A 14,897-nucleotide genomic window follows, 5' to 3' on the forward strand; every position below is an offset into this window, starting at 1 on the left:
CGCCGCGTCACGTCGAACGCTTCGGCGGACGGGTTTCGGGCGACGATGCGGCCGCCGCGCGCGCCGCGGCCGAACCGGTCGCGTCGGCCGCGCCGGTCGCGCCGGTCGATTTGGCACGCTTCGCGGCAGGCTTGCGCGGCGCGGCGGCGGCGGCCGGTGCCGGCTTCGCGGCCTGCTCCGGCGCAGCGGCCGCGTCCGGCGGCGCATCGCCCGGCGCGGCGGGCTGCATGCCCGGCTGCGCCATCGCGAGGCTCGCGAGCTGGTTGAACTGCGACTGCAGCAGGTTCCACCAGCCTGCGGGATCGAAGGCCTGCGCGGCGTCGCCCGCGGCTGCATCCGCGGCGGAAGCATCGGCATCCTCCGCCGGCGGCGCATCGCCCGGCGCGGCCGACGCGGATTTCGCCGCATGCGCCGCCGCGACGGCCGCTTCCTCGGCCGCCGACATCGAGCTCTGCGCGAACGCGCCGAACGCACGCAGCGTCGCGAGCGTCGCGCGCTGCACCTCGAGCGCCTGGATCGCCGACTGCAGCATCCCGAGATTGAGCTTCAGCCACTGCTCGACCGCGCGCAGGTCGGTGATGCGCTTGTCGAGTTCCTCGACGCTCGTGAGCGGCGCCATCATGTCGGACATGCTCGACAGCGACGGCGGCAGCCCATGCGCGCCGCCCGGAAACGGCGTCATCGCGCCGAACGGCGACATCCGCATCATGTCCCACATCCGGTCCATCATGTCGGCGGGCTTGAAGCCGGCAAAGCCGGCGAAAGGATTGGAGCCGGGGGCATCGGTCGTCATACGGGCATCCTGGTTGACTGGGTGAGGACGAGGCGGCCGCCATGGGTCGCGCGAGCCGCGCCTGGATCGATCATAGCGCCGGCGCGTGTCAGAACGGGGCGTCGCCGGGGAACTCGGGTGGGCGCCGCTCGCGCAACGACCGGAGGCCTTCCTGCACGTCGGGCCCGGCAAACCCCATGAATTCGAGCGCAAGCGACGTATCGAAGGTCGGCCCGGCCGAGCGCAGCCAGTTGTTCAATGCGTACTTGGTCCAGCGGATCGCCGACTGCGAACCGTGCGCGAGCCGCTCGGCCACTTCGTACGCCTTCGGCAGCAGGTCGGCCGGCTCGACCGCGAGCGACACCAGCCCGATCCGCTCGGCCTCCTCGCCGCTCACCGGTTCGCACAGCAGCAGGTAGTACTTCGCCTTCGCCATCCCGCACAGCAGCGGCCACACGATCGCCGCGTGGTCGCCGGCCGCGACGCCGAGGCGCGTGTGGCCGTCGATGATGCGCGCGTCCTTCGCGGCGATCGAGATGTCGGCGAGCAGCCCGGCGACGAGCCCCGCGCCGACGGCCGGGCCATGCATCGCCGACACGATCGGCTTGCTGCAGTTGATCACGTTGTAGACGAGGTCGCGCGCCTCGCGCCACACGCGGGAGCGCACGTCGAAGTCGTTCGCCATGTCCTCGACGAGCGCGAGATCGCCGCCCGCCGAGAAGCCCTTGCCTTCGCCGCGGATCACCGCGACGCGCGTGTCGGGATCGCGGTCGACGTCGCGCCAGATGTCGGCGAGCTCGCGATGCATGCGCGCGTTCGCGGTCGCGAGGCCGCTGCGGTTCGCCCCCTCGCCGCTCATCACGATGTCGAGCACGCCATGGTCGCGGCGCGTCACCTTCAGTGCTTCGTAACCGCCGTATGCGGCGAGATCGGCCATGTGCCGCTCCTTCGAGTCGAGGCTCTTGAATCGAGTGTAGCCAAGCCCGCGCGGGCAAACATCAGGCGAAACCCGGCGCGCAGGCCGAAGCCGGGTTTCGCGCAAGCGCCGCGCCGCTTACGCCGCGCCGTCGGGCGGTGCGACCGACTGCTCGATCGCACCGAAGATCGACTTGCCGGCCGCGTCGAACATCTCGATGCGCACGGTATCGCCGTAGCGCATGAATTCGGTCTGCGGCGCGCCGTGCTCGATCGTCTCGAGGCAGCGCTTCTCGGCGATGCAGCAGTAGCCGCGCTTCGCGTCCTTGTTCGACACCGTGCCCGAGCCGACGATCGACCCGGCGCGCAGGTTGCGCGTCTTCGCCGCGTGCGCGACCAGCTGGCCGAAGTGAAACACCATGTCGGTGCCCGCATCGGGCTGGCCGACCTTCCTGCCGTTCCAGTGGACGATCATCGGCCGGTGCACGCGGCCTTCGCGCCATTCGTCACCGAGCTCGTCGGGCGTCACGGCGACCGGCGCAAATGCGGTGGCCGGCTTGCTCTGGAAGAAGCCGAAGCCCTTCGCGAGCTCGGCCGGAATCAGGTTGCGCAGCGACACGTCGTTCACCAGCGTGACGAGCCGGACGGCCTTCAGCGCTTCGTCGGGCGACGCGCTCATCCGCACGTCGCCGGTGATCACCGCGACTTCCGCCTCGAAATCGATGCCCCACTCCTCCGACGGGCACACGACGTCGTCGCGCGCGCCGAGGAAATCGTCGCTGCCGCCCTGGTACATCAGCGGGTCGGTCCAGAATTCGGGCGGCATCTCGGCGCCGCGCGCGCGGCGCACGAGCTCGACGTGGTTCACGTACGCGGAGCCGTCGGCCCACTGGAACGCGCGCGGCAGCGGCGCCATGCAGTTGGCCGGATCGAATGCGAACGCATTGCGCGCGCGGCCGTGGTTCAGCGCGTCGTACAGGTCGCGCAGCTGCGGCGCGTAGAACGCCCAGTCGTCGAGGACACGCTGCAACGTCGGCGCGATCGCGTCGGCGATCGCCGCGGTGTGCAGGTCGCGCGACACGACGATCAGCTGGCCGTCGCGCGTGCCGTCCTTCAGCGAAGCAAGTTTCATAAGGGGGACTCTGCCGTTGTAGTGACGATGGAGGGAATCTATTTTACGATGGTGAATCCCGGCGGCGCGCCACGATCGTGCACGCCGTTTTCGCCCCGATTTTTCGCCCCCGATTTTTCACCCCCATACCTGCCGCATTTTCGCGCACCCGCCGCCCATGCCCGCCAGCCCGCTTCCCGATGACGATCTCGCCGACTCCGACACCGACGACGCCGCTTCCGGCGAGCACGGCGAAAACAGCGAGAAAGTCCGTTCCGGCATCCAGTCGATCGAGGTCGGCTTCCGCCTGCTCGACGTGCTGACGAGCGAGCCGCGCGCGATGATGCTGCGCGACCTCGCGCAGCGCGCGGGCATGAGTCCTGCGAAGGCGCACCGCTACCTGGTCAGCTTCTCGCGTCTCGGCGTGGTGTCGCAGGATCCCGTCTCGGGCCGCTACGAGCTCGGCGGCTTCGCGCTGCAGATGGGGCTCGCGCGGCTCGCGCGCGTCGACGGCGTGAAGCTCGCGCGGATCGCGCTGACCGAATTCCGCGACCGCCTCGACCAGACGGTCGGCATCGCGGTGTGGGGCAACCAGGGGCCGACGATCGTGCACTGGATGGAATCGAGCCACCCGGCGAAGGCGTCGCTGAAGCTCGGCGACGTGATGCCGCTGCTCGGCTCCGCGACGGGCCTGCTGTTCGCCGCGTACCTGCCGCGCAGCAAGACCGCCGCGATGCTCGAGCGCGAACTCGCCGATACGCGCCGTTCGCCGCACCATGGCGGCCCGCGCACGCTCGACGAGGTCGAGGCGGTGCTCGCCGACGTGCGCAAGCACGAGGCCGCGCGCGTCGAGGGGATGCTGCTGCCGACGATCCACGCGTTCTGCATGCCCGTGTTCGATGCGGTCGGCGAACTCGCGCTCGCCATCGTCGCACTCGGCCAGGAAGGCTCGTTCGACATTGCATGGGGCGGCGAGATCGACACGGCGTTGCGCGCATGCGCGCAGAAACTGTCTTACGAACTCGGCTATAGTCCCGACGCGCGCGACGCCTGACGCATTCCGCCCCCGTCACGGCACGCGGCGCGAACGCGCGGCGCATTCGACAGTCCGATTCCTGTGGCGCGCGCCGCGCGCCCGACATCACGCGAGCGCCCCGATCCTGTTCCGATGCCCATGCAGCCTGCCGACATCCGCCCGAGTCACGCCTTGCCCCGCCGCTGGCTGCGCGTGGGCATCGCGCTCGTCGTCGTGCTGGTGCTGCACGCGCTCGCCGCGTTCTGGCTGATGCGCAACCGCGACGCGTTCACGCCGCCCGCGCCCGCCGAAGTCCCCGTGCAGATCGAGCTGCTGAAACCGCAGCCGATCGAGCGCCAGCCCGCGCCACCTGCGCCGAAGCCGGTCGAGCATCCGGCCGCGCCCGCCCCGGCGGCCCCCAGGGCCGCCGCGCCGAAACCCGCGCCGGAGCCGGTCCTCACGTCGACGCAAACGGCCGAACACGGCGAGCCGCCGGCCGCCGCGTCCGCGGCGAGTGGCGTACCGGGCGCCTCGGGCGCGCTCGCCGCGTCGGCCGCGGGTGCCGCCAGCGCCGCCGGCGCCACGACACCGGGCCCCGCGACGAGCGGCGTGAAGTTCATCGCGCCGCCCTCCGGCGACCTGCAGTACGACACGTTCTACAACGGCATGCAGAACATGATCGGCACGATCCACTGGCGTACCGACGGGCGCACCTACGACCTGTCGGTGTCGATGCCCGTGCCGTTCGTCGGCCCGTTCGCCTATCGCAGCGAAGGCCGCATCGACGCGTTCGGCGTCGCGCCCGACCGTTACGTCGAGAAGCGCGGCAAGCGTCCGGAAGACATCGCGATCTTCAATCGCGAGATCCGGCAGGTCGTGTTCACGCGCACGCCGAACAACGCACCGTTGCCCGACGGCATACAGGACCGCTTCAGCATGCTGATGCAGCTGTCGGGGCTCGTGCGCGGCAATCCGTCTGCGTACAAGCCGGGCGTCACGCAGCAGTTCTTCGTGATCGACAACAACAGCGGCGAGACCTGGCCGATCACCGTGATCGGCGACGAGCAGGTGCAGACGCAGGCCGGCATCATCGGCGCGCGGCACTTCATGCGCCTGCCGCGGCGCGACGGCGACACGCGCCGCATCGACATGTGGCTCGCACCGTCGCTCGGCTGGCTGCCCGCGCGGCTCGTGCAGACCGAACCGAACGGCGCGCAGATCGAACTGTTGTGGCACGGCCCGCTCGCGGCGCCGGGCGCGCCGTCCGACGAGACACCGGCAGGCGGCGCCATGCATGCGCCCGCCGCTGCACCGGCGCCCGAACCGTCGGCCGCACCGGCCGCCGAACCGGCACAACCCGCGCCGCCCGCCGCCGTGCAACCGCCGACTGCACAACCGGCTGCACCGCCCGCATCTTCGCCTGTCACATCGCCTGTCACACAGTGAACTCGCGCGCGAATGCGCGTGATTCGGCAATTTCGACCGATTACAGATTTCCGTGAAATCGCCGATGACACTCTTTAACAACTATTTCAGTCCACCGGTCGACAATGGGAAACGTTTCATAGACATCGGCTTCTAACCGATACACCCCACGCAAACGGGAACGGGGTGTGCAGCGCAAGCCCCTTGAAACCGGCAAGGCTCGCCCCACCTAGGGGACAACAAGGCCAGATGCCACTGCGAAGAGGAGTGCCGCCATGCAAATGATCTACAACAGCCCCAACTACTGCGTCGTCGAATTCGCGCCGCAGGCCGGCCACCACCTGATGAATGCCGGCGGATACGAAATCGTCGACAAGAACGCACAGCGCGAGATCTTCATCGACGGCGAACTTGCCGAACGATTCCGCGCACACGTGAAGCAGCTGATCGAAGATGAACCGTCGCTCGATGAAGTCGACGAATTCCTCGGACAATTCGACAGCCTGATGATGATGCCCGTCGTACTGCACTGACGACCCGCGGCCCGGCGCCTCGCGCGGCCGGGCCATTCGCCGCGCATCGACGCGGCGCCGCGAGCACTCCGATCATGCCCCTGCCCGGTTCGCCGGGCGGGGGTTTTCATTTGGCGGCCCGGCCGGCGCCGCGCAAGGCCGGGCGGCGCCCATGCGCACCGGCTACAATGACGGTTTTCCCGTCTTCGCCGGTCTTTCGCCCATGTCTGCGACTCCTCTCGCCGCTTCCGTCCCGCTCGACGCGCACTACACGCGCGGCGCCGCTCTGCCTGCGCTGCTGAAATCGCGCATCCTGATCCTCGACGGCGCGATGGGCACGATGATCCAGCGCTACAAACTCGACGAAGCCGCGTATCGCGGCGAGCGCTTCAAGGATTTCCCGCGCGACATCAAGGGCAACAACGAGCTGCTGTCGATCACGCAGCCGCAGATCATCCGCGAGATCCACGACCAGTACTTCGCGGCCGGCGCCGACATCGTCGAGACCAACACGTTCGGCGCGACGACCGTCGCGCAGGCCGACTACGAGATGGAAGATCTCGTCGTCGAGATGAACATCGAATCGGCGAAGCTCGCGCGCGAGGCGGCCGCGAAATATGCGACGCCGGACAAGCCGCGCTTCGTCGCGGGCGCGATCGGGCCGACGCCGAAAACGGCCAGCATCTCGCCGGACGTCAACGACCCGGGCGCCCGCAACGTCACGTTCGACGAGCTGCGCGCGTCGTACTACCAGCAGGCGAAAGCACTGCTCGACGGCGGCGTCGACCTGTTCCTCGTCGAGACGATCTTCGACACGCTGAACGCGAAGGCCGCACTGTTCGCGCTCGACGAACTGTTCGAGGACACCGGCGAGCGCCTGCCGATCATGATCTCGGGCACCGTCACCGATGCGTCGGGCCGGATCCTGTCGGGCCAGACCGTCGAGGCGTTCTGGAACTCGCTGCGTCACGCGAAGCCGCTGACGTTCGGCCTGAACTGCGCGCTCGGCGCGGCGCTGATGCGCCCGTACATCGCCGAGCTCGCGAAACTGTGCGACACCTACGTGTCGTGCTACCCGAACGCGGGCCTGCCGAACCCGATGGCCGAGACCGGCTTCGACGAGACGCCGGACGTCACGTCGGGGCTCCTGAAGGAATTCGCGCAAGCCGGGCTCGTGAACCTCGCGGGCGGCTGCTGCGGCACGACGCCCGAACACATCGCCGAGATCGCGAAGGCGCTCGCCGACGTGAAGCCGCGCCGCTGGCCGAACCAGTACAGCGACAACGCCTGACCCGACCGCCCCACGCCCTTCATCACCAGAATTCGCACCGCCATGACCGATCACATGATGCGCCTCGCCGGCCTCGAGCCGTTCAACGTCACGTCCGGAACGCTCTTCATCAACGTCGGTGAGCGCACCAACGTCACCGGCTCGAAGGCGTTCGCACGCATGATCCTCAACGGCCAGTTCGACGAGGCGCTCGCCGTCGCGCGCCAGCAGGTCGAGAACGGCGCGCAGGTGATCGACATCAACATGGACGAGGCGATGCTCGATTCGAAGGCGGCGATGGTGCGCTTCCTGAACCTGATCGCGTCGGAACCGGACATCGCGCGCGTGCCGATCATGATCGACTCGTCGAAGTGGGAAGTCATCGAGGCGGGCCTGAAGTGCGTGCAGGGCAAGGCGATCGTGAACTCGATCTCGCTGAAGGAAGGCGAGGAGGCGTTCGTCCATCATGCGAAGCTGATCCGCCGCTACGGCGCCGCGGCCGTCGTGATGGCGTTCGACGAGCAGGGCCAGGCCGACACGTTCGCGCGCAAGACCGAGATCTGCAAGCGCTCGTACGATGTGCTCGTGAACCAGTGCGGCTTCCCGCCGGAAGACATCATCTTCGACCCGAACATCTTCGCGGTCGCCACCGGCATCGAGGAGCACAACAACTACGCGGTCGACTTCATCGAGGCGACCCGCTGGATCAAGCAGAACCTGCCGTACGCAAAGGTGAGCGGCGGCGTGTCGAACGTGTCGTTCTCGTTCCGCGGCAACGACCCGGTGCGCGAGGCGATCCACACCGTGTTCCTGTACCACGCGATCCAGGCGGGGATGGACATGGGCATCGTGAACGCGGGCCAGCTCGGCGTGTACGCCGAGCTCGACGCGGAGCTGCGCGAGCGCGTCGAGGACGTGATCCTGAACCGCCGCGACGACTCGACCGACCGCCTGCTCGAAATCGCCGACAAGTTCAAGGCGGGCGGCGCGAAGAAGGAAGAGAACCTCGAGTGGCGCAACCAGCCGGTCGAGAAGCGGCTCTCGCATGCGCTCGTGCACGGCATCACGAACTTCATCGTCGAGGATACGGAAGAAGTCCGCGCGAAGATCGCCGCGGCCGGCGGCCGCCCGATCAACGTGATCGAAGGCCCGCTGATGGACGGGATGAACATCGTCGGCGACTTGTTCGGCCAGGGCAAGATGTTCCTGCCGCAGGTCGTGAAATCGGCGCGCGTGATGAAGCAGGCGGTCGCGCACCTGATCCCGTTCATCGAGGAAGAAAAGCGCCTGCTCGCGGAAGCGGGCGGCGACGTGCGCGCGAAGGGCAAGATCGTCATCGCGACCGTGAAGGGCGACGTGCACGACATCGGCAAGAACATCGTGTCGGTCGTGCTCCAGTGCAACAACTTCGAAGTCGTCAACATGGGCGTGATGGTCCCGTGCAACGAGATTCTCGCGAAGGCGAAGGTCGAGGGTGCGGACATCATCGGGCTGTCGGGCCTCATCACGCCGAGCCTCGAGGAAATGGCGTACGTCGCGTCGGAAATGCAGCGCGACGACTACTTCCGCGTGAAGAAGATCCCGCTGCTGATCGGCGGCGCGACGACCTCGCGCGTGCACACGGCCGTCAAGATCGCGCCGCACTACGAAGGCCCGGTGGTCTACGTGCCCGACGCGTCGCGCTCGGTGTCGGTCGCATCGAGCCTGCTGTCCGACGAAGGCGCGGCGAAGTACCTCGACGAACTGAAGTCCGACTACGAACGCATCCGCGACCAGCACGCGAACCGCAAGGCGCAGCCGATGGTCACGCTCGCCGAGGCGCGCGCGAACAAGACCCGGGTCGACTGGGCGAGCTACCGGCCGGTGAAGCCGAAGTTCATCGGCCGCCGCGTGTTCAAGAACTACGACCTGAACGAGCTCGCGAACTATATCGACTGGGGCCCGTTCTTCCAGACCTGGGACCTCGCGGGCCCGTACCCGGCGATCCTGAACGACGAGATCGTCGGCGAATCGGCGCGCCGCGTGTTCTCCGACGCGAAATCGATGCTCGCGCGCCTGATCCAGGGACGCTGGCTGACCGCGAGCGGCGTGATCTCGCTGCTGCCGGCAAATACCGTCAACGACGACGACATCGAGATCTACAGCGACGAGTCGCGCAGCGAGGTGCTGCTCACGTGGCGCAACCTGCGCCAGCAGAGCGTGCGTCCGGTGGTCGACGGCGTGATGCGGCCGAACCGCTCGCTCGCCGACTTCATCGCGCCGAAGGAATCGGGCGTCGCCGACTACATCGGGATGTTCGCGGTGACGGCCGGCCTGGGTGTCGACGTGAAGGAAAAGCAGTTCGAAGCCGACCACGACGACTACAGCGCGATCATGCTGAAGGCGCTCGCCGACCGCTTCGCGGAAGCGTTCGCGGAAGCGATGCACGCGCGCGTGCGGCGCGAGCTGTGGGGTTATGCGAGCGGCGAGACGCTCGACAACGATGCGCTGATCGCGGAAAAGTACGCGGGCATCCGCCCGGCACCCGGCTATCCGGCCTGCCCCGACCACCTCGTGAAGCGCGACATGTTCGACGTGCTGCACGCGGACGAGATCGGCATGAGCGTGACCGACTCGCTGGCGATGCTGCCGGCCGCGAGCGTGTCGGGCTTCTATCTCGCGCATCCGGACAGCACGTATTTCTCGGTCGGGAAAATCGGACAGGATCAGCTCGAGGACTACGCGCAGCGCATGGCGCTGTCGCTCGACGACGCGCGCCGCGCGCTTGCGCCGCAGCTCTGACCGGCCCTTCGGCGGACGCAGCGCCGCCCGCTATCGTCAGACAAAAGAAAAAGCCCGCTCGGAAGCGGGCTTTTTTCTGCCTTTCGATCCTTTCGGACCGCCGGGCAAGGACGCTCAGAAGCCCCAGTGCACGTCGGCTTCGCCGGCTTTCGCTTCGCGCAGCATCGTGAGGAACGGCGCGACGCGCTGGGCCAGGCTCGGCGGCACTTCGTGGTGCGCGTGGTCGGCTTCGTCCTCGTGGAAATGGCCGGCATGCTCGGCGCGCTCCTGCTTCGCCTGCGCAACGGCGCCTTCCAGCTTGGCGATCGCGTGGTCCAGTTCGTCGTGCGTAATCACGCCGCGCTCGCCCAGCTGCTTGCCGACGAGACCCAGCACATACACGGCGAAATCCTTCAGCACGTCGAGATCCTGTGCCGCCTTGCTCTTGAACGTAATCATGACAATTCCCTTTTCATCTTGTTGTGCCTGCGCGGCGAGGTTGGGGAACGCCGGCAGACCGGCGTCCGGCCTCGCGGACGCGGGCCGCCTGAGCGGCATATTAGCACCTGTTAAAATTCTGCGATCCCTGAAACGCGCGCTTAAAAAGCGCGCCGGCGGGCCGGCGTTTCCGGCCGCCACCAACGAAGCCTTCTACCAGCATGCTGCCAGCACACAAACAGACCCTCGAAGCCCTGCTCGCGGATAGCGTCAAGCAGGTCGCACACGCGCTGAAAGGCGCCGACGCTGCATTCGTCGCCCCGACCATCACGCTGGAGCGCCCGAAGGTCGCCGCGCACGGCGACGTCGCGTGCAACGTCGCGATGCAGCTCGCCAAGCCGCTCGGCACGAACCCGCGCCAGCTCGCCGAGCAGATCGTCGCCGCCCTGACCGCCCAGCCGGGCGCGCAAGGCCTCGTCGACGCCGCCGAGATCGCCGGCCCCGGCTTCATCAACCTGCGCCTGTCGGCCGCCGCGAAGCAGGCGGTGATCGCCGCCGTGTTCGACCAGGGCCGCGCGTTCGGCACGTCGGATCGCGAGAAAGGCAAGCAGGTGCTGCTCGAATTCGTGTCGGCGAACCCGACCGGCCCGCTGCACGTCGGCCACGGCCGCCAGGCCGCGCTCGGCGACGTGCTCGCGAACGTGATCGCGAGCCAGGGCTACGCGGTGCACCGCGAGTTCTACTACAACGACGCAGGCGTGCAGATCGGCAACCTCGCGATCTCGACGCAGGCGCGCGCACGCGGGCTGAAGCCGGGCGACGCGGGCTGGCCGGAAGCCGCGTACAACGGCGAATACATCGCCGACATCGCACGCGACTTCCTGGCAGGCGAAACGGTCGCCGCGTCGGACGGCGAGCCGGTCAAGGGCACGGGCGACGTCGAGGATCTCGACGCGATCCGCAAGTTCGCGGTCACGTACCTGCGCCGCGAGCAGGACATGGACCTGCAGGCGTTCGGCGTGAAGTTCGACCAGTATTACCTCGAGTCGTCGCTGTATAGCGAAGGCCGCGTCGAGAAGACGGTCGACGCGCTGATCAAGGCCGGCATGACCTACGAACAGGACGGCGCGCTGTGGCTGCGCACGACCGACGAAGGCGACGACAAGGATCGCGTGATGCGCAAGTCGGACGGCACGTACACGTACTTCGTGCCGGACGTCGCATACCACGTGACGAAGTGGGAGCGCGGCTTCACGAAGGTGATCAACATCCAGGGTTCGGACCACCACGGCACGATCGCGCGCGTGCGCGCCGGCCTGCAGGGGCTGCACATCGGGATCCCGAAGGGTTACCCCGACTACGTGCTGCACAAGATGGTCACCGTGATGCGCGACGGCCAGGAAGTGAAGATCTCGAAGCGTGCGGGCAGCTACGTGACGGTGCGCGACCTGATCGAATGGTCGGGCGGCGCGGCGGCGGGCCAGGAAGCGGCGCCCGACCTGATCGACGAAGCGACCATCACGCGCGGCCGCGACGCGGTGCGGTTCTTCCTGATCTCGCGCAAGGCCGATACCGAGTTCGTGTTCGACATCGACCTCGCGCTGAAACAGAACGACGAGAACCCGGTCTATTACGTCCAGTACGCGCATGCGCGGATCTGCTCGGTGCTCAACGAACTGAAGGCGCGCTACAACGTCGACGCCGCGCAGCTGCCGGATGCCGACCTGTCGCAGCTGACGAGCGCGCAGGCGGCGTCGCTGATGCAGAAGCTGGCCGAGTACCCGGACATGCTCACGCACGCGGCGAACGAGCTGGCGCCGCACGCGGTCGCGTTCTACCTGCGCGACCTCGCTGGTGAATTCCACTCGTTCTACAATGCGGAGCGCGTGCTGGTGGACGACGAAGCGCCGCGCAATGCGCGCGCCGCGCTGCTCGCCGCGACCCGGCAGGTGCTCGAGAACGGCCTGGCGGTGCTCGGCGTGTCCGCGCCCGCCAAGATGTAACGACGCAAGCGGCCCGAACCGGGCAGCGAATGGCCGTGGCAGCGCCCGCCGTCGGATGCCCGCCGTCGGACGCCCGCCGCAGCCTTTTCACGATTCTTTTTGCAGGTGACTCAAGCAATGGCACAACCACGCCGCACTTCGAAACAATCGAAACAAGCCGGAGGGACATTTCTTGGAATCGTGCTGGGCCTGATCGTCGGCCTCGCGATCGCGGTGGTGGTGGCACTCTACATCACGCGTTCCCCGTCGCCGTTCGTGTCGAAGGTCGCGCCGCCGCCGGCCGACAACGGCGCGAGCCAGCCGCAGCAGTTCGATCCGAACCGCGCGCTGCAGGGCAAGACGCCCGGCCAGCCGGTGCCGCAGGCCGCGCAGTCGGCGCCGCCGAACACCGCGCCCGGCCAGGCCGCGAACCAGACCCAGGGCGGCCTGCTGCCCGAACCGCAGATCGTCGAAGTGCCGCCGTCGGCCAACGGGTCGAGCGGCTCGAACAATACCGGCAGCTCGAACGGCACGACCGCGTCGAACAACACGTCGTCGAACAATGCGTCGTCGGGCAACGGCGTCGCCGTCGCGCCGAAGCCGGCCGACACCACGCCGCCGCCGAAGAAGACGCAGCAGGCGCAACAGCAGCAGCAAGGCGGCGAGGACGACCTCGCACGTTTCGCCGCGCAGAAGCAGGCGCAGCAAGCCGCCGCACAAAAGCAGCAACAGCAGCAACTGGCCGCGAACACGCCGAAGCCGACCTCGTCGGCCACGGCCGCCGCGGCAGCGAAGCCGCCGACCGCGAACGACGCGAATACCGGCTACTTCCTGCAGGTGGGCGCGTACAAGACGGAAAGCGACGCCGAGCAGCAGCGCGCGCGCCTCGGCTTCCAGGGCTTCGAGTCGAAGGTGTCGAAGCGCGATGTCAGCGGTGTGACGTACTTCCGCGTGCGCGTCGGCCCGTTCTCGAAGTTCGAGGATATGAACTCGGCCCGCCAGCGCCTGTCCGATGCAGGTGTCGACACGGCGGTGATCCGTTTCACGAAGCAGTAAGCAACCGGCCGAGCCCACTCAGAACCCGTTACGTTCCGTAACCCGAGCAACTGATTCGACGTTCACAACATGAAAAAACTGCTTAGCACGCTCCTTCTTTCCCTGGGCCTGGCCGCCGGTCTCGCGCAGGCTTCGCCCGCCGCGCCGGTCGCCGGCAAGGACTTCGAGGTGATGAAGTCGCCGCAGCCGGTGTCCGCGCCGGCCGGCAAGGTCGAGGTGATCGAGTTCTTCTGGTACGGCTGCCCGCACTGCTACGAATTCGAGCCGACGATCGAGGCCTGGGTGAAGAAGCAGGGCAGCAACATCGACTTCAAGCGCATCCCGGTCGCATTCCGTGACGATTTCGTCCCGCACTCGAAGCTGTTCTACGCGGTGTCCGCGCTCGGCATCTCCGAGAAGGTCACGCCGGCGATCTTCAACGCGATCCACAAGCAGAAGAACTACCTGCTGACGCCGCAGGCGCAGGCCGACTTCCTGGCCACGCAGGGCGTCGACAAGAAGCAGTTCATGGACGCGTACAACTCGTTCAGCGTGCAGGGCGAAGTGAACCAGTCGGCCAAGCTGCTGAAGGACTACGCGATCGACGGCGTGCCGACGGTCGTCGTCCAGGGCAAGTACAAGACGGGCCCCGCTTACGCGAACAGCATCCCGGGTACCGCCCAGGTGCTCGACTTCCTCGTGAAGCAGGTTCAGGACAAGAAGCTCTGATCCCCGCCCGCGCGCCGGCATGACTACTCCGCTGAAGGTCTTCATCACCGGCGCATCGAGCGGCCTCGGCCTCGCGATGGCCGAGGAATACGCCCGCCAGGGCGCCACGCTCGCACTCGTCGCGCGACGCACCGATGCCCTCGACGCGTTCGCGCGACGCTTCCCGAAGCTGTCCATCTCCGTCTACTCCGCCGACGTGCGCGACGCCGACGCGCTCGCGACGGCCGCCGCGTCGTTCATCGCGACGCACGGCTGCCCCGACGTCGTGATCGCGAATGCAGGCATCAGCCAGGGCGCCGTCACGGGCCAGGGCGATCTCGCAACGTTCCGCGACGTGATGGACATCAACTACTACGGGATGGTCGCGACGTTCGAGCCGTTCGTCGGCCCGATGACGGCCGCGCGCCACGGCACGCTGGTCGGTGTCGCGAGCGTCGCCGGCGTGCGCGGGCTGCCGGGCTCCGGCGCGTACAGCGCGTCGAAATCGGCCGCGATGAAGTACCTCGAAGCGCTGCGCGTCGAGCTGCGGCCGGCCGGCGTCGGCGTCGTGACGATCGCGCCCGGCTACATCCGCACGCCGATGACCGCGCACAATCCGTACCGGATGCCGTTCCTGATGGACGCCGACCGCTTCGCCGCGCGTGCGGCCCGGGCGATCGCGCGGCAGCACGCGTTCCGCGTGATTCCGTGGCAGATGGGTGTCGTCGCGAAGGTGCTGCACGTGCTGCCGCGCTGGCTCTACGACCGCCTGTTCGAGAAGGCGCCGCGCAAGCCGAAGGCCGGCGCGCACTGATCGGCCAAACGGCCCGCGTGACGCATCGCGGGCCGCTTCTCCGCTTCTCCGCCTCTCCGCCTCTCCGCCTCTCCGCCTCTCCGCCTCTCCGCCTCTCCGCCTCTCCGCCTCTCCGCCTCTCCGCCTCTCCGCCTCTCCGC

At 68.1% G+C, this 14,897-nt stretch carries 13 protein-coding genes; 9 read left to right on the forward strand and 4 right to left on the reverse strand.

From position 1 onward, the window contains the following. Positions 1 to 7: 7 nt before the first annotated feature. The 3 genes from ABIC51_RS38670 to ABIC51_RS38680 all read right to left on the reverse strand — a co-directional run bounded on the left by ABIC51_RS38670 (position 8) and on the right by ABIC51_RS38680 (position 2,819). Complete coding sequence (locus ABIC51_RS38670; RefSeq protein WP_027789014.1) at positions 8 to 793, reverse strand: PhaM family polyhydroxyalkanoate granule multifunctional regulatory protein; 786 nt, start codon at positions 791 to 793, stop codon at positions 8 to 10. An 88-nt stretch (positions 794 to 881) separates the two neighbouring features. Next, positions 882 to 1,709: an enoyl-CoA hydratase/isomerase family protein gene (locus ABIC51_RS38675; RefSeq protein ID WP_027789013.1), complete on the reverse strand. Its 828-nt coding sequence runs from the start codon at positions 1,707 to 1,709 to the stop codon at positions 882 to 884. Positions 1,710 to 1,826: 117 nt separating this feature from the next. Then, positions 1,827 to 2,819 carry a fumarylacetoacetate hydrolase family protein gene (locus tag ABIC51_RS38680; RefSeq protein WP_027789012.1) on the reverse strand — a complete coding sequence of 331 codons (993 nt, stop codon included), beginning with the start codon at positions 2,817 to 2,819 and terminating at the stop codon, positions 1,827 to 1,829. Between the two features lie 157 nt (positions 2,820 to 2,976). On the opposite strand from ABIC51_RS38680, the gene ABIC51_RS38685 reads away from it, so the two are divergent. The 5 genes from ABIC51_RS38685 (at position 2,977) to metH (ending at position 9,801) form a co-directional block, all read left to right on the forward strand. Further along, a complete protein-coding gene (locus tag ABIC51_RS38685; RefSeq protein WP_027789011.1) occupies positions 2,977 to 3,852 on the forward strand; it encodes an IclR family transcriptional regulator in 876 nt (291 codons plus the stop codon). A gap of 114 nt (positions 3,853 to 3,966) precedes the next feature. After that, complete coding sequence (locus ABIC51_RS38690) at positions 3,967 to 5,259, forward strand: DUF3108 domain-containing protein (RefSeq protein ID WP_175898146.1); 1,293 nt, start codon at positions 3,967 to 3,969, stop codon at positions 5,257 to 5,259. A gap of 254 nt (positions 5,260 to 5,513) precedes the next feature. Then, the gene (locus tag ABIC51_RS38695; RefSeq protein WP_006477667.1) at positions 5,514 to 5,771 is read left to right on the forward strand and encodes a BTH_I0359 family protein; all 258 of its coding nucleotides are present in this window, start codon (positions 5,514 to 5,516) and stop codon (positions 5,769 to 5,771) included. A gap of 202 nt (positions 5,772 to 5,973) precedes the next feature. After that, positions 5,974 to 7,041, forward strand: a complete 1,068-nt coding sequence (locus tag ABIC51_RS38700) for a homocysteine S-methyltransferase family protein (protein ID WP_027789009.1) — start codon at positions 5,974 to 5,976, stop codon at positions 7,039 to 7,041. A 42-nt stretch (positions 7,042 to 7,083) separates the two neighbouring features. Next, complete coding sequence (gene metH, locus ABIC51_RS38705) at positions 7,084 to 9,801, forward strand: methionine synthase (RefSeq protein ID WP_175898145.1); 2,718 nt, start codon at positions 7,084 to 7,086, stop codon at positions 9,799 to 9,801. Between the two features lie 114 nt (positions 9,802 to 9,915). Here metH and ABIC51_RS38710 read toward each other — a convergent pair whose 3' ends face one another. Further along, entirely contained in the window at positions 9,916 to 10,239 is a 324-nt protein-coding gene (locus tag ABIC51_RS38710) for a DUF1840 domain-containing protein (RefSeq protein WP_011353361.1), read from the reverse strand. 200 nt (positions 10,240 to 10,439) lie between these two features. On the opposite strand from ABIC51_RS38710, the gene argS reads away from it, so the two are divergent. The 4 genes from argS (at position 10,440) to ABIC51_RS38730 (ending at position 14,757) form a co-directional block, all read left to right on the forward strand. After that, positions 10,440 to 12,221, forward strand: coding sequence for an arginine--tRNA ligase (gene argS, locus ABIC51_RS38715; protein WP_027789007.1), 1,782 nt, complete (start codon positions 10,440 to 10,442; stop codon positions 12,219 to 12,221). A gap of 117 nt (positions 12,222 to 12,338) precedes the next feature. Next, entirely contained in the window at positions 12,339 to 13,256 is a 918-nt protein-coding gene (locus ABIC51_RS38720) for an SPOR domain-containing protein (RefSeq protein ID WP_175852403.1), read from the forward strand. Positions 13,257 to 13,325: 69 nt separating this feature from the next. Then, a complete protein-coding gene (locus tag ABIC51_RS38725; protein ID WP_059492004.1) occupies positions 13,326 to 13,964 on the forward strand; it encodes a thiol:disulfide interchange protein DsbA/DsbL in 639 nt (212 codons plus the stop codon). A gap of 19 nt (positions 13,965 to 13,983) precedes the next feature. Beyond that, on the forward strand, positions 13,984 to 14,757 hold the full coding sequence (locus tag ABIC51_RS38730; RefSeq protein ID WP_027789005.1) for an SDR family oxidoreductase: 774 nt from the start codon (positions 13,984 to 13,986) through the stop codon (positions 14,755 to 14,757). Positions 14,758 to 14,897: the final 140 nt, after the last annotated feature.

This window comes from Burkholderia sp. 572, assembly GCF_040545135.1.
Taxonomy (GTDB): Bacteria; Pseudomonadota; Gammaproteobacteria; order Burkholderiales; family Burkholderiaceae; genus Burkholderia; species Burkholderia cepacia.

Coding starts and splice junctions, on each gene's coding strand:
- argS (WP_027789007.1), top strand. CDS start 10,440: ATGCTGCCAGCACACAAACAGACCCTCGAAGCCCTGCTCGCGGATAGC.
- metH (WP_175898145.1), top strand. CDS start 7,084: ATGACCGATCACATGATGCGCCTCGCCGGCCTCGAGCCGTTCAACGTC.
- ABIC51_RS38710 (WP_011353361.1), bottom strand. CDS start 10,239: ATGATTACGTTCAAGAGCAAGGCGGCACAGGATCTCGACGTGCTGAAG.
- ABIC51_RS38725 (WP_059492004.1), top strand. CDS start 13,326: ATGAAAAAACTGCTTAGCACGCTCCTTCTTTCCCTGGGCCTGGCCGCC.
- ABIC51_RS38720 (WP_175852403.1), top strand. CDS start 12,339: ATGGCACAACCACGCCGCACTTCGAAACAATCGAAACAAGCCGGAGGG.
- ABIC51_RS38680 (WP_027789012.1), bottom strand. CDS start 2,819: ATGAAACTTGCTTCGCTGAAGGACGGCACGCGCGACGGCCAGCTGATC.
- ABIC51_RS38685 (WP_027789011.1), top strand. CDS start 2,977: ATGCCCGCCAGCCCGCTTCCCGATGACGATCTCGCCGACTCCGACACC.
- ABIC51_RS38675 (WP_027789013.1), bottom strand. CDS start 1,709: ATGGCCGATCTCGCCGCATACGGCGGTTACGAAGCACTGAAGGTGACG.
- ABIC51_RS38695 (WP_006477667.1), top strand. CDS start 5,514: ATGCAAATGATCTACAACAGCCCCAACTACTGCGTCGTCGAATTCGCG.
- ABIC51_RS38670 (WP_027789014.1), bottom strand. CDS start 793: ATGACGACCGATGCCCCCGGCTCCAATCCTTTCGCCGGCTTTGCCGGC.
- ABIC51_RS38690 (WP_175898146.1), top strand. CDS start 3,967: ATGCCCATGCAGCCTGCCGACATCCGCCCGAGTCACGCCTTGCCCCGC.
- ABIC51_RS38700 (WP_027789009.1), top strand. CDS start 5,974: ATGTCTGCGACTCCTCTCGCCGCTTCCGTCCCGCTCGACGCGCACTAC.
- ABIC51_RS38730 (WP_027789005.1), top strand. CDS start 13,984: ATGACTACTCCGCTGAAGGTCTTCATCACCGGCGCATCGAGCGGCCTC.